The 23624-nt window shown below is 64.7% G+C and carries 19 protein-coding genes; 10 read left to right on the plus strand and 9 right to left on the minus strand.

The window, feature by feature from the left end; translation table 11 throughout:
* The first annotated feature begins 9 nt into the window (after positions 1-9).
* The 4 genes from aroE (at position 10) to SJI03_RS02460 (ending at position 3769) form a co-directional block, all read left to right on the plus strand.
* The gene (aroE, locus tag SJI03_RS02445; RefSeq protein WP_322426139.1) at positions 10-837 is read left to right on the plus strand and encodes a shikimate dehydrogenase; all 828 of its coding nucleotides are present in this window, start codon (positions 10-12) and stop codon (positions 835-837) included.
* The gene (mtgA, locus tag SJI03_RS02450) at positions 834-1559 is read left to right on the plus strand and encodes a monofunctional biosynthetic peptidoglycan transglycosylase (RefSeq protein ID WP_099376544.1); all 726 of its coding nucleotides are present in this window, start codon (positions 834-836) and stop codon (positions 1557-1559) included. The genes aroE and mtgA overlap by 4 nt, the downstream gene beginning before the upstream one ends.
* Before the next feature lie 222 nt (positions 1560-1781).
* Positions 1782-2747, plus strand: coding sequence for a magnesium/cobalt transporter CorA (gene corA, locus SJI03_RS02455; protein ID WP_034746658.1), 966 nt, complete (start codon positions 1782-1784; stop codon positions 2745-2747).
* A 293-nt stretch (positions 2748-3040) separates the two neighbouring features.
* Positions 3041-3769, plus strand: coding sequence for an HAD family hydrolase (locus SJI03_RS02460; RefSeq protein ID WP_099376545.1), 729 nt, complete (start codon positions 3041-3043; stop codon positions 3767-3769).
* Positions 3770-3780: 11 nt separating this feature from the next.
* Here SJI03_RS02460 and SJI03_RS02465 read toward each other — a convergent pair whose 3' ends face one another.
* The 9 genes from SJI03_RS02465 to thiD form a co-directional block, all read right to left on the minus strand.
* Complete coding sequence (locus SJI03_RS02465) at positions 3781-4512, minus strand: SDR family oxidoreductase (RefSeq protein ID WP_322426140.1); 732 nt, start codon at positions 4510-4512, stop codon at positions 3781-3783.
* A gap of 8 nt (positions 4513-4520) precedes the next feature.
* Entirely contained in the window at positions 4521-6071 is a 1551-nt protein-coding gene (locus SJI03_RS02470; protein ID WP_322426141.1) for an FGGY-family carbohydrate kinase, read from the minus strand.
* Positions 6072-6084: 13 nt separating this feature from the next.
* Positions 6085-7176, minus strand: a complete 1092-nt coding sequence (locus SJI03_RS02475) for an alcohol dehydrogenase catalytic domain-containing protein (RefSeq protein WP_099376548.1) — start codon at positions 7174-7176, stop codon at positions 6085-6087.
* 36 nt (positions 7177-7212) lie between these two features.
* On the minus strand, positions 7213-8220 hold the full coding sequence (locus tag SJI03_RS02480) for an ABC transporter permease (protein ID WP_099376549.1): 1008 nt from the start codon (positions 8218-8220) through the stop codon (positions 7213-7215).
* A complete protein-coding gene (locus SJI03_RS02485) occupies positions 8198-9694 on the minus strand; it encodes a sugar ABC transporter ATP-binding protein (protein WP_322426142.1) in 1497 nt (498 codons plus the stop codon). The genes SJI03_RS02480 and SJI03_RS02485 overlap by 23 nt, the downstream gene beginning before the upstream one ends.
* Positions 9695-9767: 73 nt before the next feature.
* A complete protein-coding gene (locus SJI03_RS02490) occupies positions 9768-10685 on the minus strand; it encodes an ABC transporter substrate-binding protein (protein WP_322426143.1) in 918 nt (305 codons plus the stop codon).
* Between the two features lie 86 nt (positions 10686-10771).
* Positions 10772-11650 carry an AraC family transcriptional regulator gene (locus SJI03_RS02495; RefSeq protein ID WP_322426144.1) on the minus strand — a complete coding sequence of 293 codons (879 nt, stop codon included), beginning with the start codon at positions 11648-11650 and terminating at the stop codon, positions 10772-10774.
* A 375-nt stretch (positions 11651-12025) separates the two neighbouring features.
* Positions 12026-13315 carry a glutamate-1-semialdehyde 2,1-aminomutase gene (gene hemL, locus SJI03_RS02500; protein WP_099376553.1) on the minus strand — a complete coding sequence of 430 codons (1290 nt, stop codon included), beginning with the start codon at positions 13313-13315 and terminating at the stop codon, positions 12026-12028.
* A gap of 41 nt (positions 13316-13356) precedes the next feature.
* Complete coding sequence (thiD, locus tag SJI03_RS02505) at positions 13357-14208, minus strand: bifunctional hydroxymethylpyrimidine kinase/phosphomethylpyrimidine kinase (protein WP_099376554.1); 852 nt, start codon at positions 14206-14208, stop codon at positions 13357-13359.
* A 96-nt stretch (positions 14209-14304) separates the two neighbouring features.
* Here thiD and SJI03_RS02510 point away from each other — a divergent pair, with 96 nt between their 5' ends.
* From SJI03_RS02510 to SJI03_RS02535, 6 genes are all read left to right on the plus strand, one after another.
* Positions 14305-14457 (plus strand): rubredoxin, encoded by a 153-nt coding sequence (locus SJI03_RS02510; RefSeq protein ID WP_010401308.1) that lies wholly within the window; start codon positions 14305-14307, stop codon positions 14455-14457.
* A gap of 84 nt (positions 14458-14541) precedes the next feature.
* Entirely contained in the window at positions 14542-14964 is a 423-nt protein-coding gene (locus SJI03_RS02515) for a response regulator (RefSeq protein WP_322426145.1), read from the plus strand.
* A gap of 36 nt (positions 14965-15000) precedes the next feature.
* The gene (locus SJI03_RS02520) at positions 15001-15366 is read left to right on the plus strand and encodes a response regulator (RefSeq protein WP_099376556.1); all 366 of its coding nucleotides are present in this window, start codon (positions 15001-15003) and stop codon (positions 15364-15366) included.
* Between the two features lie 2 nt (positions 15367-15368).
* Positions 15369-16007, plus strand: a complete 639-nt coding sequence (locus tag SJI03_RS02525; RefSeq protein WP_322426146.1) for a chemotaxis protein CheW — start codon at positions 15369-15371, stop codon at positions 16005-16007.
* Complete coding sequence (locus SJI03_RS02530) at positions 16007-18244, plus strand: methyl-accepting chemotaxis protein (protein ID WP_322426147.1); 2238 nt, start codon at positions 16007-16009, stop codon at positions 18242-18244. The genes SJI03_RS02525 and SJI03_RS02530 overlap by 1 nt, the downstream gene beginning before the upstream one ends.
* 40 nt (positions 18245-18284) lie before the next feature.
* A complete protein-coding gene (locus tag SJI03_RS02535; protein ID WP_322426148.1) occupies positions 18285-23606 on the plus strand; it encodes an Hpt domain-containing protein in 5322 nt (1773 codons plus the stop codon).
* Positions 23607-23624: the final 18 nt, after the last annotated feature.

Raw genomic sequence — 23624 nt, forward strand, 5'->3', positions numbered from 1 at the left:
AAGCAAGAAATGAATCCTGATCAATATTGTGTCTTCGGCAATCCCATCGCCCACAGCAAGTCCCCCCTGATCCACGCCGCCTTTGCCCTGCAGACAGGCCAGGCCATGGTCTATGATCGCCGGCTGGCCCCGCTGGACGGCTTTGCCCTGGCGGCCCGTACGTTTGCCGCCGAGGGCGGCAAGGGCGCGAACGTGACGGTGCCCTTCAAACTCGATGCGTGCGCGCTGGCCACCGAGCTGACGCCGCGGGCTAGGGCCGCCGGCGCCGTCAATACCCTGCGTTTCGATGGCGACACCATTCTTGGCGACAATACCGATGGCGCGGGCCTGGTGGCGGACATCGTGCGCAACGCGGGCGTGAGCGTCGCCGGCAAGCGCGTCCTGCTGCTGGGCGCGGGCGGCGCGGCGCGCGGTGTCGTGCTGCCCTTGCTGGAACAGGGACCGCAGGAAATCTTCATTGCCAACCGTACCGTGGCCACGGCCGAGGCGCTGGTGGCGCAGTTTGCGGATGCGGCGAGTCACGCTGCTCAGCTGCGCGCCGGCGGCTACACGCAGCCCGAGGGCGTTTTTGATATCGTCATCAATGCCACCTCGGCCAGCCTGGCGGGCGATTTGCCGCCCGTGCCGCCGGGTATCTTCGGCGATCACACGCTGGCGCTGGACATGATGTATGGCGCCCAGCCCACCGTCTTCATGGACTTTGCCGCGCAGCATGGCGCGCAGGTGCGCGACGGCCTGGGCATGCTGGTGGAGCAGGCGGCCGAAGCGTTTTACGTGTGGCGCGGCGTGCGGCCGCAGACGCAGGATTTGCTGGCGCAATTGCGCGGTGCCCTGTGAGCGGCGGCAAGAAGGGCGCGCGCAAGGGCGCCAGCCGCTACGGCTGGATCAAGTGGCTGTTCATCGTGCCCGTGCTGGCCTTTATCGTCGTGCAACTGTATTTCTTCCTGCAAATCTGGTGGTGGGTCGATCATAACCCGTCCAGCACGGCGTTCATGCGCGAACAGTTGTCTGTCTTGCAGGACAAGAATCCCAACGCCACCATCAAGCAGACGTGGGTGCCGTACAACCGCATCTCGAACAATCTGAAACGGGCCATCATCGCCTCGGAAGACGCGAATTTTTCCGAGCACGAAGGCGTGGACTGGGAAGCCTTGCAAAAGGCATATGAAAAAAACAGCAAGAAGCAGAAGGTCGTGGCGGGCGGCTCCACCATCACGCAGCAGCTGGCGAAGAATCTGTTCCTGTCCGGTTCGCGCAGCTATGTGCGCAAGGGCCAGGAACTGATCATCACGTACATGCTGGAAAACCTGATGGAAAAGCAGCGCATTTTCGAGATTTATCTGAACGTGGTGGAGTTTGGCACGGGCATCTTTGGCGCCGAAGCGGCGGGGCGGCACTATTACCGGGTCAGCGCAGCGGGCCTGAGCGCCGGACAGGCGGCGAAACTGGCCGTGATGCTGCCGAATCCCCGCTTTTATGACCGTCACCGTGATACGGGCTACCTGAACCGGCGTACCAGTGTCATCCTGCGCCGCATGGGGGCGGCGGAGCTGCCTTGAGGGCAGCGGGCTTTCTTTGCATAAAATCAAAGCTGCTTGATTAGCACTATTGCGGTGCAGCATCTTAATCGGCCCCGGTTGGTGCAACGCCGCACTTTTTCCGTGAAAAAGCGGTGCCGGGGGTGGTCGTGAAAAGGCCTTTGCGGGTACACTTGCGCTGTTTTCATTTTTGGCGCCAGCGCCAGCACATTACGATAACCCCACATCCGGCTGAGAGCGCGCATGATCAATGTCTTTGTATTACAGAATGGCCGGCTCAACCAGGTGCCGATCGACAGCCGCGCAGACCTCGAAAATGCCGAACCGGTGTGGGTCGACCTGACCGACCCCACCGATGATGAACGGGCCTGGGTCAAGGCCATCTACAACGTCACCCTGCCGGGCGAAGACGAAGTCAAGGATATTGAAGCGTCTGCCCGCTATTACGAAGCGGAAAACGGCGACTTGCACCTGCGCACGGACTTCCTGCGTGAAGAGGACGACGGTCCCTCGCGCGTCATTACGGTAGCCTTCATTCTTGCCCGCAAGATTTTGTTTTCCATGCATACGGACGACCTGCCCGTGTTCCGCCTGGTGCGCATGCGCGCCCGCTCGCGGCCAGGTTCGATTGCCGACTACATGGACGTGCTGCTCGACCTGTACGCCACCGATGCCGAATATTCGGCTGACGTGCTCGAAGGCATCTACCAGAACCTGGAAGAAGTCAGCACGCGCGTATTGCAAAAGGAATTTACCGATGCGCACGCGGCCGAAGCACTGAATGCCATTGCCCACGAGGAAGATTTGAATGGCCGTATCCGTCGCAACATGATGGATACGCGCCGCGCCGTGAGTTTCCTGATGCGCGGCCGCTTATTGAATTCGGAGCAGTTCGAGGAAGCGCGGCAGATTTTGCGCGACATCGAATCGCTGGACGGCCATACGTCTTTCCTGTTTGATAAGATTAACTTCCTGATGGATGCCACCGTCGGTTTCATTAACATCAACCAGAACAAGATCATCAAGATCTTCTCGGTGGCCAGCGTGGCCTTCCTGCCGCCGACCCTGATCGCCAGCGTGTACGGCATGAACTTCAAGTTGATGCCGGAACTGGAATGGTCGTTCGGCTATCCATGGGCCTGGGGCTTGATGATCACCAGCGCCATCGCGCCCTTCCTGTATTTCCGCCACCGTGGCTGGCTGAAATAAGCCGCAGCGCAGCATCGCCGGGGCGCTTCCGCGTCCCGGTTTCAAGACGAACGCAGCAATTTCAAAAATCAGCGATAATCACTGGTATTGCGTGGTATTGAATTGGTATTTGTTCGTCGCCGCCTGCCTGGCGCCCGATTCTTTCCCCCGCTGGCTGCCTGTGGCAGAAAAGTATCGTCATTCAGACGTTTTCTGCGTGGTAGCGTCCGCCTGTTCCACCTATGATCGTTGCGATGCCAGCCTTGGCTGGCTGGCCGCCGCATTTCCCGTCACTGTTGCCTTCTGGAGAGTCCATGCCTGATACCGCCACTACCCCACCGCGCTTCACCCACCTGATCAGCGACTGCGATGGCGTGCTGATCGACAGCGAAGCCGTGGCCCTGCAAGCGCTGCTGGAATTGCTGGGGCCGCGCCTGCAGAACCTGCCTGAGGGCATCACCCTGCAAGGTTTGATCGAGCCGCGCCTGGGTCAGCGCCTGGTGCCGCTGATGCAGGATATCTACAAGGAGCTGGGCTTGCCGCAATTGCCGGCCGATGACATCATGGCCATCGGCAACGCGGTCGATGCGGCTTGCGACGCGCAATTGCGCGCCGTGCCCGGCGTGGCGCAAGCGCTGGCCGCCATTCCCCTGCCCAAGGCCGTGGCCTCGAACAGCGTCAGCGCGCGCGTGCTGTCGGCGCTCGAGCGGACTAGCATGGCGCCGTTGTTCGATCAGCGTGTATTCACGCCGGACCTGGTGGGCCATGCCAAGCCGCATCCGGGCCTGTACCTGGCAGCGGCGGCCGCTTTCGGCGTGTCACCGGGCCAGTGCCTGGTGCTGGAAGACAGCGTCACGGGCGTGACGGCTGCCGTGGCGGCGGGCATGACGGTCTTGGGCTTTATCGGCGGCGGGCATATTGCCGCCGGCCAGGAAGCGCGCCTGAAGGCGGCTGGCGCGCATGTCGTGTTCAGCGACATGGCCAGCCTGCCGGCGCTGGTCGCGGCCCTGCTGCAGCCGGCCACCGAGCCGCAAGTTGCTTAATTGCAAGTGATTTAGCGGCAGGTATAGCCGCCATCGATCGGCAGGCTGACGCCGCTGATCATGGCGGCGGCGTCGCTGAGCAGGAACAAAATGGGGCTAGCTACCTCTTCCGGGGTGGCGAAACGGCGCAACGGAATGGCCGCCAGCATGGGAGCGCTTTTTACCGGGTCGCTCCAGTCCCGTTCCGCCATCGGCGTCAGGGTCACGGTGGGATTGACGCTGTTGACGCGGATGCCGTGCGGCCCCAGTTCCAGACACAGGCTGCGGGTGATCGCATCCATGGCCGCCTTCGAAGCGCAATACGCCAGATGATGTTCGAGCGCTACCAGCGCCGCCTGGCTCGAAACGTTCACGATGCTGCCCTTGTGTCCTTCGCGTAGCATGCCCTGCGCCACATGGCGCGCCATCATGGCCGCGCTGCGCGCATTGACCACCATCACGCGGTCAAAGCTGGCCGCATCGACTTCCAGGCTGGGGCCCAGCTGCGAGATGCCGGAGCAATTGACGAGGCCATCGATGTTGCGCAGCGGCGCCAGCGCAGCAGCCATGGCGTCGCTGTCGCTGATGTCGAGCTGCAGCGGCTCGCAACCGGTTTCGTCGGCCAGTTCGGCCAGCCGTTCGGCGTTTTGTCCGATGGCAATGACGCGCGCGCCGGCCGCGCTGAGCATGCGCGCCGTGACGAGGCCGATGCCGCTGGAAGCACCCGTGACGATGAATTTCTTGTGGCGGAAATCGAATAGCATGGTATTCCTCAGGTCTGGTTGTCGTTATTGATACGGTGCATCAGGGGCCGCAAGGCGGGATAGGCATCGCGGTACAGGGCAAAGGTGCGGCGGTACATCTCGCTGGCCTCCGCTTGTGGCTTGCTGCGCGGCACCAGGGTGACCCAGCCCCGCTGGGCCGCTTCCTTGGTGACGAGGCCGGTACCGAGCGCCGCCAGCAAGGCTGCGCCCAGCGCCGCCTCGACGTTTTCCGCGATGGTGTAGACGGGATAGCCCGTGATGTCGGCAATGATCTGCATCCACAGGGGCGAGTGCGCGGCGCCGCCGACGACGATCAGCTTGTCGTCGAGCGTCACCGTGCCGGTACCTTTGGCGCCCGCCTCGATATTGTGTTTCAGGGCAAAGCTCACGCCTTCGAGCACGGCGCGGTACAGATGGGCGCGGCTGTGGTACAGGCTCAGGCCCAGGAAGGCGCCGCTGGCCCTGGCATCCCAGATGGGGCTGCGCTCCCCCATCAGATAGGGCAGGAACAGCACGCCTTCCGCGCCGGGCGGTACCGCTTGCGCCTGCTCTTCCATCAACTGGTGCGCATCGGCATGGCCCAGCCGTCTGGCCGCCTCCACGTCGGCCTGGCAAAACTCGTCGCGGAACCAGCTGACGGACGCGCCGGCCGTGATGGCGCCGCCAAACACATACAGGTCGGACTGGCTGTTGAACACGTGCGGCATGCTGATCAGGCCGTGGCGCGCATCGACTTGCTGGTGGATATAGCCCCAGCACATGCTGGTGCCGATCATCGCCACATGCTGGCCCGCGCGGCTGGCGCCGGCGGCGAAGGTGGCCACGGCCGCATCGACGCCGCCGGCGATGACGGGCGTGCCTTCCAGCAAGCCCAACTGCTGGGCCGCCAGCGGCAGCAGCGTGCCCACCACGTCGGACGAGTCGACCAGGCGCTCCGGCATCATGCGCGCGGGGATGCCGAGTTCCTCCAGCATAGGGGCCGACCAGCTGCGCGCGGCCAGGTCGTACACGCCGCCGATATTGCCGGCCGAACTATGGTCGACGGCCACTTCCCCCGTCAGCAGATAGTTGATGTAGCTGTTCGGCGGCAGGAAGTAGCGCGTGCGGTCCCACACTTCGGGACGGTGGCGCTTGAGCCACAGCATCTTGGTATAGCCGTAATAGCTGTCGACGCCGTTGCCGGTCGTCGCGTACAGGCGTTCCAGGTCGACGTGCTGATTGACCCATTCCACCTCGTCGGTGGCGCGCCGATCCATCCAGATCAGGCACGGGTGCAGCGGCTGCATGGCGGCATCGACGGGAATGCCGGAACCGCCATACAGGCTGCTCACGCAGAGGGCCTTGACGCTCGCGGCCGGCACGCCGCTGGCATGCAGCACTTGCCGCACGCACGCCACCACGGCGTCGTACCACACGGCCGGCCATTGCTCGGCCCACAGGGGCCGGGGCGTGTCGACATGGTAGCCGTGCGCATGCTGGGCCACGAGGGTGCCGCCGCTGGTGACGAGCAGGGCCTTGGTGCTTTGCGTGCCGATATCGACACCGATGACGTAATCCATGCCGGTTTCCCCGTTAATGTTGTGCCGGTTTCAGCAAGACCTTGATGGAATCGAGCGAGTTGGCCAGTGCGAACGCCTGTTCCCAGTCTTCCAGCGGAAAGTCGTGCGTGACGATGCCTTTCGAGGTGACCAGGCCCCGTTCCAGCAGGTCGATGGCGACCGGGTAGCAATACGGTCCCAGGTGGGCGCCGCGCACGTCGAGTTCCTTGCGGTCGCCGATGATGGACCAGTCGGCGCTGGTTTCCTTGCCGAACACGCTGAATTCGACGAAGCGGCCCAGCTTGCGGATCAGGTTCAAGCCCTGCGTCACGCCGGCCGGCACGCCCGTCGTCTCGATATACACATCGCAGCCGTAGCCGTCCGTCAAGCCGTGGATGATGGCCAGCGCGTCGTCGGTGGCGGGATTGATGGTGACGTGGGCGCCATATTCGCGCGCCAGCGCCAGGCGCTCCGGCACCATGTCGATCACCACCAGTTTTTTGGGCGTCTTCAGGGCGGCGATCTGCGCCATCATCAGGCCCAGCGGCCCGGCCCCGGCGATCACCACCACGTCGTCGAGCTGCACTTCGGCGCGGTTGACCGTATGGATGGCGCACGCCATCGGCTCGATGATGGCGGCGTCTTCCAGCGAAATGCTCTCGGGAATTTTATGCACGAGGGCCGTGGGCGGAATGCGCATGTATTCGGCCATGCCGCCATCGGCCACTTCGCGCTGGAAGCCGAAGATGTTGTGCACTTCGCACATCCAATATTTGCCCGATTTGCAAAAACGGCACTTGCCACAAGGCACGATCTGCTCGGCAATGATGCGGTCGCCCACCTTCACGCCGAAGTGTTCCTCGCCGTGCTCTCCCGCCTCGACCACGTAGCCGAAGAATTCGTGGCCGGGGATCACGGGCGGCTTGACCCACGACGGCTGGCCGTCGCCGCCCCAGAACATGGCGGCGCCCGAGTGGCATTTACAGTCGCTGGCGCAGATGCCGCAGGCGGCGATGCGGATCAGCAACTCGTTCAGGCGCGGCTTGGGGCGGGTGATCTTTTGCAGGCGGTAATCTTTCGGACCGTGGCAAACGACGGCTTGCATCTCGACTTCGGTGTACTTCATGGGAGGCTCCAGGTGATAAAGATGGTCAGGCGGTGGTCAGGCGCGCTTGCTGCTGTTGCGGCTGATGTAAATGGCGAGCAGGATGATCACGCCCTTGATGATGTTTTGCAGGTAGGGCGAGACGCCCATCATGTTCAGGCCGTTATTCAGCACGCCGAGCATGACGGCGCCGATCAGCGTGCCGACGATGGAACCGCGTCCGCCCGTGATGGCCGTGCCGCCCATGACGACGGCGGCGATGGCGTCCAGTTCGAAGCCGATGCCGGCGTTCGGCTGGCCGCTCATCAGGCGCGACGTCAGCACCAGGCCCGCGATGGCGGCCGTGCCGCCGCTGATGGCATATACCAGCAGCTTGTAGCGCGCCACGCGCACGCCGCTCAGGCGCGTCGCTTCCTCGTTGCCGCCGATGGCGTAGATATAGCGGCCCAGCGGCGTATGGTCGAGCAGCACATAGGCGACGAGGAAGACCAGCAGCATGGCCAGGATCGGCGTCTGCACCCCCAGCACCGTGCCGCGGCCAAAGAATTCGAACCAGTCCGGCAAGTCGTTGATCGGGTAGCCGCCCGTGTACAGCAGGGCCAGCCCGCGCGCGATGCCCATGGTGGCCAGGGTGACGATAATTGGCGGCATCCTGGCGTAGGCGACAAAGAAACCATTGCCCACGCCAAAGGCGATGCCCACGGCCAGGCCGGCCGCGATGGCCAGCCCGGGCGGCAGGCCCGCCACCATCAGGCCCGCCGTCAAGGTACCCGTCAGCGCCATGACGGAGCCGACGGACAGGTCGATGCCGCCGCTGAGGATGGCGCACGTCATGCCGACGGCGATGATGGCGTTGATCGACACTTGCCGGGCGATATTGACCAGGTTATCGCTGGAAAAGAAATGGTCGGTGGTGGCCGCCATCGCGGCCGATACCAGCAGCAGGCCCAGCAGCGGCAGGAAGGCGGGCGACTGTTTCAGCATGGCCCACAGCCGCCTGGCTGACAGGGGAGGGGCGGCGCGGCGTGGCGCCGCGAGGGGTTCAGTGTTGACCGGCTGTTGCATGGCGCATTACCTCGCTGGAGTGAATGGACGTGCCTTCCAGCATGGCCACGATGGCGCCCTGCTTGAACACGGCGACCCGGTCGCACATGCCGGTGATTTCCGGCAGTTCCGATGAAATCAGAATGATGGAATAGCCATCGCTGGTGAGGGCGCGCATCAGGCGGTAGATCTCCGCCTTGGCGCCCACGTCGATACCGCGCGTGGGCTCGTCAAAGATGAGGATCTTGCAGTGATGGTTGAGCCATCGGGCGATCACCACTTTCTGCTGGTTGCCGCCGCTCAGGGTGCCCACGCGCGTGCCGGGACCGGGCGCCTTGACGCCCACCTTGGCCATCATGGCCCGCGTGGCGGCCAGCTCGGCCGGGCGGCGTATCAGGCCCGCACCCGTGTATTTCCCCAGGTTATTGATGGACATGTTTTCCCTGATGTCGAAATCGAGGATCAGTCCTTCGGTCTTGCGGCTTTCCGGCAACAGGCCTATGCCGTGCCGCAAGGCATCGGCCGGATCGCGCAGGCTGGCGCGTTTGCCGTGGATGCGGATGTCCTTGTGCCAGGCCGGATGGGCGCCCATCACGGCCAGCGCCAGTTCCGTGCGGCCGGAGCCGACGAGGCCTGCAAAGCCGAGGATTTCGCCCTGCCGCAGCTCGAAGCTGTTGACGGGGCCATCCCTGGACAGGCGCACGTCGCGGGCCTCGAGCACGATGGCGGGCGAGGCGGGAGGCGCCGGCTTGGCTGGGAAGTTGGCTTCCAGCTTGCGCCCCACCATCATCTCCACCAACTGGCCGATATCGGTGGCGGCCACGTCCGTCATGCCCACGTATTGGCCATCGCGCAGGACGGTGATGCGATCGCACACGTCGAAGATCTCTTCCATGTGATGCGAAATGAAGATCATCGCCACGCCTTGCTGGCGCAGTTCGCGCATGATGGCGAACAGGTGCCCTGCTTCGCTGGGCGTCAGGGTGGCCGTCGGTTCGTCGAGAATCAGGATGCGGGCATTGAGCGAGAGGGCCTTGCCGATTTCCACGAATTGCTGCTGGGCAATGCTGAGCTGGCTGACCTCGGCCGACAGGTCGATCTCGATGTTCAGGCGCGCGAAGATGGCTGCCGCTTCCTGCCGCATGGCTTTTTTCGACAGCAGGCCCAGGGCATTCGTCCGCTCGCGTCCCAGGAAGATGTTTTCCACCGCATTCAGGTAGGGAACCAGGGAAAACTCCTGGAAGATGATGGCGATGCCGGCGGCGATGGCATCGTTGTAGCTGTGAAAATAGCAGGGCTGGCCATCGACCACGATGCTGCCCGCATCGGGCCGGTAGATGCCGCTGAGAATTTTCATCAGTGTCGACTTGCCGGCGCCATTTTCACCGAGCAAGGCGTGGATTTCGCCCTGGCGGATGCTCAGGTTAATGTCGTTCAAGGCCTTCACGCCGGGGAAACCCTTGGTGATGTTTTGTAGCTGCAAGATCGTCTGCATGATGGGATCCGGAATAACGGTGAAGCTCCCGCAGCCAGGCCGCGGGAGTGGGCAAGCACGGTGGCTGCGACGCTTACCAGCTGAAGGACTTGGCGCCGGCCTTGTCCACCAGCTTGACGTCGACCGGCACCTGCGCCGGCACGTTGGCGCCCCATTTCTTTGCCATGGCGATGGCCAGCGCCAGGCGCACCTGGTCGCGCGGGTACTGGGCGGCCGTGGCGATGAACCTGGAATTGGGCTTGAGCATCGCCTTGATGGCTTCCGGCGCGCCGTCGACGCTGGTCAGTTTCACGTCCTTGCCGCTCGCCTCGATGGCTGACAGCGCGCCCATGGCGCCGCCATCGTTGACGCTGAAAATGCCTTTCAGTTTGGGCTGCGCCTGCAGGATGTTTTCCGTGACCGTCAAGGCCTGGTCGCGTTCCTGCTTGCCGTTCTGGGTGCTGACGATCTTGATGCCAGGAAAGGCTGCCAGCGCATCCTTGCAGCCGCGCACCCGTTCCAGGATGGGCACGACGGGGATGCCGTCGAGGATCGCCACGTCGCCCTTGCCGTCCAAACTCTTGGCCAGGTAGGTGCAGGCCAGCTGGCCCGCATTGAAATTTTTCGAGCCGACAAAAGAATCGACGGGGCCGTTGGCATTCGCATCGACGGCGATGACGATCACGCCAGCCGCCTTGGCCGCCTTGACGGCCGACTGGATGCCGACCGAATCGGTGGGGTTGAGCAGCAGGATGTCGATCTTTTTCTGGATCATGTCTTCCACGTCGCTCGTCTGCTTTGCCACATCATGGCGCGCATCGGTGATCACCACCGTGGCGCCGATGCTGGCGGCCGCCTCTTCCAGCGCCTTTTTCATGGTGATGAAATACGGATTATTCAGTTCCTGGAAGGACATGCCGATCTTCAGCGGCGCGGCGCTGGCGCTCACGGACAGGCTGGCGGCGCACAGGGCGGTCGTGGACAGGGCAAGCAATTTTCTTTTCAACATCATCGTCTCCTGGTTTTTAGTATGGATTTTGGGTGTCGTGGCAGCCTTGCCTTGCCTGCTGCCGGGGCATGAAGCGGGAAGAAGCGAACTCAAGTGCCTGGCGCCGCCGTTTTGAGGCCGTCGTAGCGGCGGAATTTCGACGGGGAAATGCCCTTGTGCGCGAGGAACTGGCGGTTGAAATTGGACAGATTGTTAAAGCCGACCTGGTAGCAGATGTCCGTGATGCTCAAGGCGCTGTTGCTGAGCATTTCGCAGGACAGTTTGATGCGCAGCAAGTTCACGTATTGCACAAAGGAAATTCCCGTGTGCTTGCTGAACGAGCGCGAGAAGGAGCTGACGTTTTGTCCGATCAGTTCGGCCAGTTCCGATTCGCGCAGGTCGGTCGACAGGTTCTTGCCGATATAGGCCAGCGCCAGGTTGATCTTCGACGCCATATAGCTGTGCGGATCGGGCAGGTAGCTGGGGCTGGACAGTTTGCGGCGCTCGCTGTCGTGCAGCAGCAGTTCCAGCAGCGACAGGAACAGCATGACCCGGCGGCAGCCGCGCGCTTCCAGCAAGGCTTGCATCAGGGGCAGCGCGGCGGCGCCTGCCTCCGGCGTAAACAACAGGCCGCTGCGCGATTCGGCCAGCAGGGTGGTGACTGGCTGCAATTCCGGGAAGGCGGCGATGGCCTTGGCCATGAATTCGGCCGTGAATTGCAGGATCAGGCAACGCTGCGGCACCGGCTGGTTATCGGGCAGTTCGCTGACCCAGTTATGCGGCAGGTTGGGGCCGGACATGACCAGGTTGCCCGGCTCGAAATCGCCGATATAGTCGCCGACGAAGTACTTGCCGCTGGTGTCGGTGATCAGCTGGATTTCATATTCGGGATGAAAGTGCCAGCGCACGGTACGGTAGGGGTAGCCGTGCGACCAGGCTGTAAACGATTCATCGGCGGGCACGCAGACGACTTCGAGATCGGGATGCATGGCGGGCTCCGCGCGGGTCAGGCGAGGCGGGGAACAGCACGGCGGGAACGGGGCGTGGCGGCAAGGCGGATGCGTGTCATGGCGTGTCTCCTGCTGGGTTACCGTGCGCTCCAGCCATGTTGCCGGCTGGGCGGGTTATTGGTTTATGTCCCCATTCTATGCAGGCGAGCGCGGCAGGGCTACCGATTACATGTGCTGAAACCGATACTTTTTTTGCATTTGCATGGCCGGAGGCGGCCCAGGGTCAAATTTTGTGCATTGCGTCAAATGATTATGAGCAATAACGCGGCAGGGGGATGGCAGGGCGGGGAGGCGCGCAGCGGCCAGGCGGGCCGCTGCGTGGTCAGGCAGACAGGTGCAGCTTAATGATGCAGCTTAGGCCAGCGTGGCAAACACCTTGCGCGCGGCAGCGATGGTGGCGTCGATGACGGCATCGTCGTGCTGCGCCGAGACGAAGCCCGCCTCGAAGGCGGCTGGCGCGAAGTACACGCCTTCGTCCAGCATGGCGTGGAAGAAGGCGTTGAACTTGCTGCGGTCGCCCGCCATCATTTCCGCGTAGCTGGTCGGTGGCGTGGCGCTGAAATAAATGCCGAACATGCCGCCGATGTAGTCGGCGCAGAAAACCACACCCGCTTCCCTGGCGGCGGCGGTCAGGCCTTCGGCCAGGCGCTTGGCCGTGGCGCCCAGCTGCTCGTAGAAGCCGGGCTGCTGAATCAGTTTCAGTGTCGCCATGCCGGCCGCCACGGCGACCGGGTTGCCCGACAAGGTGCCGGCCTGGTAGACGGCGCCCAGCGGCGCCATGTGGTGCATCAGCGCCGCGCTGCCGCCGAAGGCCGCCACCGGCATGCCGCCGCCGATCACCTTGCCCAACGCCGTGAGATCGGGCTTGATGCCGTACAGCGCCTGCGCGCCGCCCAAGGCCACGCGCAAGCCGCACATGACTTCATCGAAAATGAGCAGGGCACCGTGCTGCGTGCACAGTTCGCGCATCGCCTGCAGGAATGCCGGCGTGGCTTTGACCAGGTTCATGTTGCCGGCCACCGGTTCGACGATCACGCAGGCGATTTCCGCGCCGAAGCTGTCGAAGGCGTCTTTCAGCTGTTCCACATTGTTGTAGTCGAGCACCAGGGTGTGCTTCACGAAATCTTCCGGCACGCCGGCCGACGTCGGGTTGCCGAAGGTGAGCAGGCCGCTGCCCGCTTTCACCAGCAGCGAATCGGCGTGGCCGTGGTAGCAGCCTTCGAACTTGACGATCTTGTCGCGCCCCGTGGCGCCGCGCGCCAGGCGCAGGGCGCTCATGGTCGCTTCCGTGCCCGACGACACCAGGCGCACCTGTTCGATCGACGGCACCAGGCGCGTGATTTCCTCTGCCATCAGCACTTCGCCTTCCGTCGGCGCGCCGAACGACAGGCCCAGCGCGGCCGCATCCTGCACCGCTTTCACCACTTCCGGGTGGGCATGGCCGACGATGGCCGGACCCCAGGAACCGATGTAGTCGATATAGCGCTTGCCGTCCGCGTCCCAGAAGTACGGGCCTTCGGCGCGCGTGATGAAGCGCGGCGTGCCGCCCACGGAGCGGAAGGCGCGCACGGGCGAATTGACGCCGCCTGGCGTGGTTTTTTGTGCGCGGGCAAACAGGATGTCGTTCTGTGAAGTCGTCGTCATGATAATCGTGCCTTGAAAGTGGATCGTTGTCTGTGTCGTGATTACTGTGCGCCCGCCAGGCGCCGGAACAGCCGGTTCGGCACCAGCTTGCCCATGCCGTGGCGCTGCGCGTGGGCCAGCGCGCCGGCCGTGAATTCCTGCGCCGCCACGACTATCTGCGGCACATCGTCTTCGTTTTCCGCCAGGGCCAGCAGGGCGGTGGCCGCGGCCGACAGGGTGCTGCCGGCGCCGTTGAAGATACCGGGCAGGTGCTGCCATTCGTCGTGGCGCACCACGCCGTCTTCGCCGAACAGGGTATTGGCGCGCAGCTTTCCTTCGGCCGTGCCGGACTTGCTGGCGTCGGCCGGCATGCCGGTGACGAGCACGTATTCGCAGCCCAGCGCCACCAGGTAGTCGACGTCGTTTTGTAATGTGTCGTCCGGGTCGGCGTCGCGCCAGGTCTCGGCCAGGCGTTCCAGCTCCACCGGCGAGAGCACCAGCAGGGTCGTTTGCGGGATCAGCAACTGGCGCACGGCCGTGAGGATGTCTTCGTCGTCCATGCCCTGTTCCGGCAGCGCCGAAATGAAGGGATCGAGGATCAGCGGCACGTTCGGATAGTCGGAGACGATTTCGGCGATGGCCGTGACGTTTTCCACGCTGCCCAGCGCGCCGATCTTGATGGCGGCCACGGACATGTCTTCCAGCAGCACGCGCGCCTGGTCGGAAACCCAGTCCGGGTCGACCGCCTGCACGTCTTCCACGCGCGCCGTATCGCTGATCAGCAGGCCCGTGGTGACGGACAGGCCATGGCAGCCGAAGGCTGAAAAGGTGGCCAGATCGGCCTGGATGCCGATCGCGCCGACCGGATCGGACACGCCGAAGCTTAATATGAGGGGAGAAGTTTGGTTTTGCACGGCGGGTAGATTAAGATACCTAATTCAGCATTTTACTTGATTGAAGGGTGGCAGAACGTGAGTAGCAACGAAACAACGCAGCAATTCCAAACGTGGATGTGTCTTATTTGCGGCTGGGTTTATGATGAAGCGGCCGGTCTGCCCGACGAAGACATCGCTCCCGGCACGCGTTGGGCCGATGTTCCGATGAACTGGACTTGCCCTGAATGCGGTGCGCGCAAGGATGATTTCGAGATGGTGGCGCTGTAATCAATCAGTTCCACGGGATGCCGCTGCCGCACGCAGGTATCGCGGCTGCCTGTGCTATCGTATGAAAGATTGTCGAATAATCACATGACGCGTCCTTTTTTGCCCGCGGCGCCGTCCGATGCCGTGGCTGCCAGCGCCACGATCCTCGTCATCGACGACAGCGCGACGATACGCAGCGCGGCCGCGAAGATCCTCGGCGAGGCCGGTTATCGCGTGGTGGTGGCGGAAAACGGCTTTGCGGCCCTGGCCAAGATCGCCGACTGCCAGCCAGCGCTGATCGTGTGCGACATCGTGATGCCGCGCCTGGACGGCTACCGCACCTGTGCGCTGATCAAGGCCAGCGCGGCTTTCCACGCCACGCCGGTGCTGATGCTGTCGTCGAAGGAAGGCTTGTTCGACCGCGCGCGCGGCGCCATGGCGGGCGCCAGCGCCTGCCTGGCCAAGCCGCTGGCGCGCGAGGCGCTGCTGGAGGCCGTGCGGCGGCACCTGGCCGGGCATTTTGACTAAGTGGTTTTATTGATTGACAACGCAGCAAGGAAGCAGATGGCCATACACACAATTCTGATCGTCGATGACTCGCCGACAGAACGCTATTACCTGAGCGAGATCCTGGTGCGTGCCGGTTACGCCGTCCTCACGGCGCAGGACGGCGCCGACGCGCTGGCGCAACTGAAGCAGGCCAGGCCCGACCTGATCCTGATGGACGTGGTGATGCCCGGTGCGAATGGCTTCCAGATCACGCGGGCGATCGCGCGCGATCCCGAACTGCAGGACGTGCCGGTGATTATCTGCTCCAGCAAGAGCCAGGAAACGGACCGCATCTGGGGCTTGCGCCAGGGCGCGCGCGATTACCTGGTCAAGCCGGTGGTCGAAGCCGATCTTCTGGCCAAGATCGCCGCGATTTCCTGAGCATGCACACGATGCCAGGTCACGGCGTGTCCACTGCGGCCTTTTCGCCTGCCGCCGCCATGCCATCCTTCGAGACGGGCGCGCGGCAGGGCCGCTTGCGCCAGTATCAGCTGCAATTGATCGAGCGGATACAGGCCGCGCGCAGTGGCGCGCTGGCCGCGCGCAAGGAACTGGGCGTGATGCTCGGTGGCCGGCCCTGCCTGCTCGACCTGACGCAGCTCGGTGAAATCGTCATCGCCGCCGGTGTGCAGATCCAGGGCGTGCCGCTGGCGCAGGACTGGTACCTGGGCCTGGCGGCCATGCGCGGCCGCCTGACGGGTGTCGTCGACCTGGCCCGCTACATGGGCGAACCGGCTTGCGCGCCGGGCAATCACTGCCGCATCATCACGTTTTCTCCCCGCCTGGGCCTCAATTGCGCCTTGCTGGTCGAACGCGTGCTCGGTTTGCGCCAGTTGCGCGCCATGCAATCGGTGCCCGTTCACGATGCGGCGCCGGGTGTGCTGCCATCGTGGGCCGCGCAGGCGCTGCGCGACAGCGAAGGGCAAGAGTGGCGGCGCCTGGACCTGGCGCAGCTGGCGCAATCGGCACGCTTCCTCGATGCCGGCTTTGGCGGCTTCCCCGAACACAAGGATCTTTGCTGATGGGCGCCCATTCTCCCATTCTGGCGGCCGGCATGCCCGAAGCGCAGCATGCGCCGGACGCGCCGGCATCGGCGGCCGACCTGCCGCTGCGCCTGCGCGACGCGCTGGGACGGCGCAAGTCGCTGGCCAGCGCGCCTGCCGGGGACTGGAAGCTGCCACTGATCGGCCACTTTCCGCTGCAAAAACAATTGAGCATCCTGTCGACGGTGATGGCCCTGAGCCTGGCCGCCAGCCTGCTGTTCGTCGGGCTGAACACGCGCAGCGGCAATATCGCCTCGGCACAGACGCAGCTGGCCAGCGATGCGCTGATGCATTCGCAGCGCATCGGCAAGGCCGCGCCGAACGCCGTGCAAGGCAATCCGGAAGCCTTCCGCCAGCTCGAGGAAAGCCGCAATGAACTGAATCAGGATTTTCGACTGATGCTGCGCGGCGGGACGTATCACGGCCGCGATATCGGCGAGTCGCGTTCCGCCCTGCTGGCGGCGGTGGCTGACGCGCGCAAGAAGTGGGCCAGCAGCGACCGTGCGGCCAGTACCATCTTGCGCCTGAAACTGGAACTGGGCGAATTTGACAAGACCTTGCAGCAATTGAACGCGCTGTCGCCGGCGCTGCTGGCGCAGACCGAGGAAATCGCAGCCCTGAAGGTGCAGCGTGGCGGCAATGCGCGCGACCTGGCCGTCATCGGCCGCTTGATGATGCTGAGCCAGCGCATGAGCCGCAGCGCCAGCGAGTTCCTGTCGTCTGGCAGCATCAGCTCGGAAACGGCGTTTTCGCTGGGGCGCGACACGACGTATTTCCGCACCGCCGTCGAAGGCTTGCTCAATGGCAGCGTGTCGCTGCAACTGGCGCCCACGCGCGACGCCGAACTGCGCGACCGGCTGGTGGCGCTGAAAGCCAGTTTCGACACTTACCAGAAGCTGGTCTCGTCGATACTCGACCGGCTCGATAAATTCAGTTCGGCGAAAAGCGCGGAACAGCTGATCTTCAACGAGAACGAAGATCTGCGCCAGCGTTTGACCTTGCTGCAGAAGATGTACCACGTGAACCAGGAAACCCTCGGCATCGCCTTCTGGATGATGGTCGGCGGCGTGTTGCTGACCCTGATCGCGGCGGCCGGCATCGGCAGGGTGCTGCTGCAGGACTCCGTCAACCGCACGCGCGATGCCGAGCGGCGGCGCCAGGAAGCGGAAATCCTGCGCCTCCAGTCGCAGGGAAAAGAGGAAGAGGCGAAGGCCAGGAATGAGCAGAACCAGGCGGCCATCCTGCGCCTGATGAATGAATTGCAGAAGGTCGCCGACGGCGACCTGACGGTGCAGGCCACCGTATCGGAAGACATCACGGGCGCCATCGCCGATTCCGTCAACTACACGGTCGAGGAATTGCGCGGCCTGGTGGGACGAGTGACGGCGACGGCGGAACAGGTCAACCGGGCCTCGACGCAGGCGCAAAGCATTTCCAGCAAGCTGCTGATCGCGTCGCAGCAGCAGTCGCGCGAAATCCAGGGCGTCAGCGCCACCGTGGTCAAGATGGCCAATGCGATTACCGACGTGTCGAAGTCGGCCAGCGTCTCGGCCGACGTGGCACGCCAGTCGGTGGCGGCCGCGCAGCAGGGTTCGACGGCGGTGGAAAACGCCATCAAGGGCATGCATGAAATCCGCGAGCAGATCCAGGATACGTCCAAGCGCATCAAGCGCCTGGGCGAATCGTCGCAGGAAATCGGCGAGATCACCGAGCTTATTTCCGACATCACCGAGCAGACCAACGTGCTGGCGCTGAACGCCGCCATCCAGGCCGCCTCGGCCGGCGAGGCGGGGCGCGGCTTCTCGGTCGTCGCCGAGGAAGTGCAGCGCCTGGCCGAACGCTCGGCCGCCGCCGCCAAGCAGATCGGCGCGCTGGTGCGCACCATCCAGGCCGATACCCAGGATGCGACGCGGGCGATGGAAACGTCCACGCAGGGCGTGGTCGAGGGCGCACGCCTGTCCGACGCTGCCGGCGCGGCCTTGAACGACATCAGCCAGGTGTCGAAACACCTGGCTGAACTGATCCAGGGCATCTCGTTCGCCACCGGCACGCAGGCCGGTTCGGCCAGCGGCGTGGCCTTGAATATCCAGCATATCCTGAGCGTGACGGAGCAGACGCAGGATGGCACGCAGCAAACGGCGCAGTCGATCCATAAATTGTCGATGCTGGCGCAGGAACTGAAAAATTCGGTGTCGCGCTTCCGCGTCGCCGCCTGAACGCCGCGCCAGTCCAGGCGATTTCCTTACCGAGGCATGCATGAGCACACCAGATAGTCCGCAGCAGTCCAAGCCGTTCGACAGCGAACCTTTGTCGTGGGTGATGGTGGAAATCCGCGAAGCGCTGGGCCGCTCGAAAACAGCCCTGTTCGAGGCGGGTGGCCGCGAGCGCGAGGAACGCGCCACGGCCCTGCAGCATGCGCGCTCGCATCTGCACCAGGCGCATGGCGCACTGGTGATGGTGGACGTGGCCGGCGCCAGCTTGCTGACGGACGGCGCGGAACAGGCGCTGGCGCGTTTTCGCGACGGCAGCCTCGAATACACGCTGGACCATGCGCAAGTTGTCGCCGAACTGTATCAGGCCCTGACCGAATACCTGGAAGACCTGGTGGCCGGCACGCCGCCGCAGCCGACGCGTTTGTTTCCCTATTACCGCGATCTGCAAACCATGCTGGGCGCCGGGCGCATCCACCCGGCCGACCTGTTTTTCCCGCCCGCGTCGACGCTGGAAGGGCATGCCATCGCGCTGGCCGACGCGCCGCCGGCGGCTGACTATCCGGCCTGGCGCGGGCGCTTCGAAAAGTCTTTGTTGCCCTTCCTGAAGGCGCAGGATGACGCAACGCGGCGCCAGCATGCGGGCGACTTGCACGCCACCTTGACCCTGGTGGCCGATGCGCAGCAGGAAGCGCCTGCGCGCACCTTCTGGTTCGCCATGCAGGCGTTTTCCGGGCTGGAGGCCAGCGGCGAAGGCATGGGCACGCTTAACGTCAAACAGTTGTTCGGCCTGATCAACCTGCAATTGCGCCGCCTGGCGCAGGGCACGGCCAGCCTGCCCGAAGCGATGCTGCGCGACGCCCTGTTTTTCATCGCTGCGGCACACGAGCCCACATCTGAGGCGCGCCAGCTGCGTGCCGCTTTCGCGCTGGAGGGGCAGGTGCCCGCCGACGTGGAAACGCGGCGCTACGGCCAGGTCGACCAGGATGCCTTGCAAGGCGCCCGCACGGCCCTGGCGCAGGCGCGCGCCTGCTGGAATCGCCTGGCGCAAGCCGACCTCGATCCTGCCCTGGGTACGGAGTTTGAAGCGTCGCTGCAACAGGTGGCGACACATGTGGAGTCCCTGAAACAGCCGGCCCTGGCCAGCCTGCTGCGCGAATGCGCGGCCGTGGCGCGGCAAGCCGTGGCCAGCGGACGCAGTGCGGCCCTGGAAAATGAAATCGGCATGGCGCTGCTGTTTGCCGACACGGGCCTGGAGCAGCTGCGCCGCCTGCCAGACGATTTCGCCGGCAATGCGGAAACCATCGCCGCGCGCCTGCAGGCGCTGCTGGCTGGCGAAGCGCCGCCGCCCGTCACGGCGGGGGAGCTGTCGCGTCAGATCGAACAGGGCCAGACGGTGGCCACGCTGGCCGAGGAAATGAAGACGGGCCTGCGCCAGGTGGAAAAGGTGCTCAACGCGTATTACGCGGATGCAGCGGGGACGGGGACGGGAACCCTCGACCGCGTCGCGCCCGTCCTGGAACAGTTGCAGCAGCAGCTGGCCGGGTTGGGACAGGAAGACGCGCGCGCCGCCGTGCTGCACGTCGATGCGGCCGTGCGGCAGCTGGCCGGTGGCGACGCCAAGGCGGAAGCCAATGCGGATGGGCGCGCCGGGGCGCTCGACGAGATCGCGCAAAATGTCAGCGCACTGGGCTTTTTTGTCGATATGCTGGGCCGCAACGCGCAGGCGGCCAGCGGGCGTTTCCATTTCGATGCCGCCGCCGGCACCTTCCGCGCCCTGCCATTTGAAAAAGTCGCCGCCGCCGGCGCCGTGCCCGTGCCCTTGCTCGACCAGGCCCTGGCGCCCGCTGCGCCGGCCGGCATGGATACCGCGTCGGCCGCGACCGATGTCGATGCGGAGATGCTCGACATTTTCATGGCCGAAGCGCGCGAAGTGCTGGCCTTTATCGACACCACCCTGGCCCTGCCGCGCGAGCAAGCCGCCAGCGGCGACCACCTGGCCATGCTGCGCCGTTCGTTCCATACCCTGAAAGGCAGCAGCCGCATGATCGGCCTGGCGCAGTTTGCCGAAGCGGCCGGCGCCATCGAGCGCGTCATGAATACATGGCTGGCCGAGGCGCGCCCCGTCAGCGACGATCTGTTTACCCTGCTCAATTACGGTTGGTACCAGCTCAGTGAATGGGTGGCGGAACTGGAAGGCGGCGCAGGACGCGAGCGTGAAGCCGGCATGCTGCTGGCGGCGGCCGAGCGCGTGCGCGAAGGCGGACCGTTCGAACTGCGCAAGCCTCGCTCGGCATCGGCCGCACCCGTGGCCAGCAATGGCAATGTGATCGGACTTCCCTTGGCCACGGCACCCGCGCTCCACGAAGCGCCGGACGATCACCTCAAGCACGTGGGCGAACTGCGCATCAGCCTTCCCTTGTACAACATCTACCTGGCCGAGACGGATGAATTGCTGCGCGTGCTCACGCGCGACTTCGGCGAATGGCGCCATGAACAGCGTGCCGTCAGCGCGGAAGCGCTGCAAGCCGTGCATACCCTGGCGGGGACGTCGGGCACGGTCGGCTTCCAGTCCCTGCGCGACCTGGCGCACGCGCTGGAAACGGTGATTGAAACGGTGGTGCCGCCGCTGGCCGGCCTGCGCGCCGAGCAGCACGACGTGCTGGAACAGGCCACGCAGCGCATCGGACAAATGCTGCAGGCGTTCGCGCTGGGCGACCTGGCGCCCACGCAGCCGGACATGATCGAAGCACTCAATACCCTGTGGCGCGCCCTGACGACGCCGCCTGGCGAGAGCCAGGAAGAGCGGCTCGACGCCCTGTTTGCAGCCGCTTACGCCAGCATCGTCGGCGCGCCGGCGCAGCCTGCGGAAGCGCTACCCGACGTGGTGGCCGAGGTTCCTGTGCCGCAGCTCGAGACCCTGTTCGAATCGACATATGCAAGCATCGTCGCCGACGCGCTGCAGCCTGCTGCTGCCGAAGTACCTGTGCCGGCGCCGGTGCAGGATAGCGGCGTAAGCGATGACCTGTTCGACGCCGGTTTCGAACACGCGCCGCCATTGGAGCACGCGGCGCCGGAAGCGCCGGCGCCCGCCATCATGCCGGCCGATGCAGCCGCGCTGCTGGCGGCCAGCGCCGGCATCAGCGATGAACTCGACCTCGATCTGTTGTCCGTCTTCCTGGAAGAGGGGGCCGACCTGCTGCCGCAGATCGGCGAGGCGCTGCGCAGCTGGCAGCAGCAGCCGCACGACAGCGGCCAGGCGCAGATGCTGTTGCGCACCCTGCATACGGTCAAGGGCAGCGCGCGCATGGCCGGCGCCATGCGCCTGGGCCAGCATGCGCATGAAATCGAGACGCATATCGAAAACATGCTGCACGCGGGCACCGCCACGCCGCAGGCCTTCGAGGAATTGCTGGCCCATTACGACCATGCGCTGCACCTGTTCGAACAGCTGCAGCAACCCTTGCTGCCCTTGCCGGGCATGGAAGACACGCCGGCCGCCGAACCGAAGGCGGCACTGGTGCGTGTGCGCGCCGATATCCTCGACCGCCTGGTGAACCAGGCCGGCGAAGTGTCGATCACGCGCTCCAAAATGGAAAATGAAGTGGGCGTGCTGGGCGCTTCGCTGTCCGAGTTTTCCGACAACCTGGCGCGCTTGCGGCGCCAGCTGCGCGAAGTGGAAATGCAGGCCGAATCGCAGATCGCCTCGCGCATGGCCGTCGGCAGCGAGCGCGATTTCGATCCGCTCGAATTCGACCGCTTTACGCGCCTGCAGGAACTGACGCGCATGATGGCCGAAAGCGTCAACGACGTGGCCTCGTTCCATGAAAACCTCAGCCACAGCGTCGACGCGGTGACGGACGACCTGGTGCTGCAGGCGCGGCTGACGCGCGAGCTGCAGCGCGACCTGATGCAGATCCGCATGGTGCCGTTTGCCAGCATCGCCGAACGGCTGTTCCGCGTGGCGCGGCAAAGCGCCAAGGAAGTCGACAAGCGCGTCAACCTCGACATCCGCGGCGGTGGCGTGGAAATCGACCGCAGCGTACTGGAACGCATGGCGGCGCCATTCGAGCACCTGCTGCGCAACGCCATCGTGCACGGCGTCGAGCCGCGCGACGCGCGCCTGGCAGCCGGCAAGAGCGAGACGGGCGAACTGCTGGTGCAGGTCAGCCAGCAGGGCAATGAAGTGGCGATCGCCTTTTCCGACGATGGCGCAGGGCTGGACCTGGAACGCATCCGCGCCAAGGCGCACGGCGCCGGTCTGGTGGCGACGGATGCACCATTGACCGACGCACAGGCGGCCGAGCTGATTTTCACGCCTGGCTTTTCCACCGCCGACAGCCTGACGGAATTGGCCGGGCGCGGTTTTGGCATGGACATCGTGCGCTCCGAAGCGCTGGCCCTGGGCGGGCGCGTGGAAACGCTGACGCAGGCCGGCCTGGGCATGCGCTTCACCATCCACCTGCCGCTGACCCTGGCCGTCACCCAGGTGGTGCTGCTGGCGGCCAGCGGCAAGACGTATGCCTTGCCATCGGTGCTGGTGGAGCAGGTGCTGCACCTGAAAGGCGAACAGCTGGAGCAGGTGCGGGCGGCCGGGCGCATCGAGTCGCACGGGCAGTCGCTGGCGCTGCACCACCTGTCGGCCATGCTGGGCGAGACGCCGTCGGCGCAGGCCACGCAGCGCTATGCGCCCGTGCTCCTGCTGCGAAATGGCAATGACAGGCTGGCCTTGCAGGTCGATGACGTGGTGGGCAACCGCGAAGTCGTGGTCAAGCACGTGGGCCCGCAGCTGGCGCGCATGCCCGGCATCGCCGGCGCCACGGTACTGGGCACGGGCGACATCGTGCTGATCCTGAACCCGGTGGCGCTGGCGCAGCACCTCGAGCATCATCCGGAACTGCTGTCGCAGTATGCGCTGGCCAGCAGCGAGCAGCATGCCGCTTCCAGCGCGCTGGCCGTGCCTGCCGTGCGGGTGATGGTGGTCGACGATTCGCTGACGGTGCGCCGTGTGATGCAGCGCCTGTTCGAGCGCGAAGGCTACCAGGTGCTGCTGGCCAAGGATGGCGTCGATGCGCTGGAACAGCTGCATGCGCTGGAACCGGCTGCCATGCCGGCCCTGCTGCTGGTCGACGTGGAAATGCCGCGCATGGATGGTTTTGATTTGACGCGCAATGTGCGCAGCGACGACAAGACGCGCGCCATCCCCGTCATCATGATCACCTCGCGCAGCGCCGACAAGCACCGCCAGCATGCGCTGGAACTGGGCGTGAATGCGTATTTCGGCAAGCCGTTCCAGGAAGAGGAATTGCTGGCGGAAGTGCAGCGCTTGCAAACGGAGGCTGGTGCCGAAACACCTCGGCAACCATAACAGGCGTGCATCGCCAAA

It is taken from the genome of Janthinobacterium sp. GMG1 (assembly GCF_034427795.1).
Classification (GTDB): Bacteria; Pseudomonadota; Gammaproteobacteria; order Burkholderiales; family Burkholderiaceae_D; genus Janthinobacterium.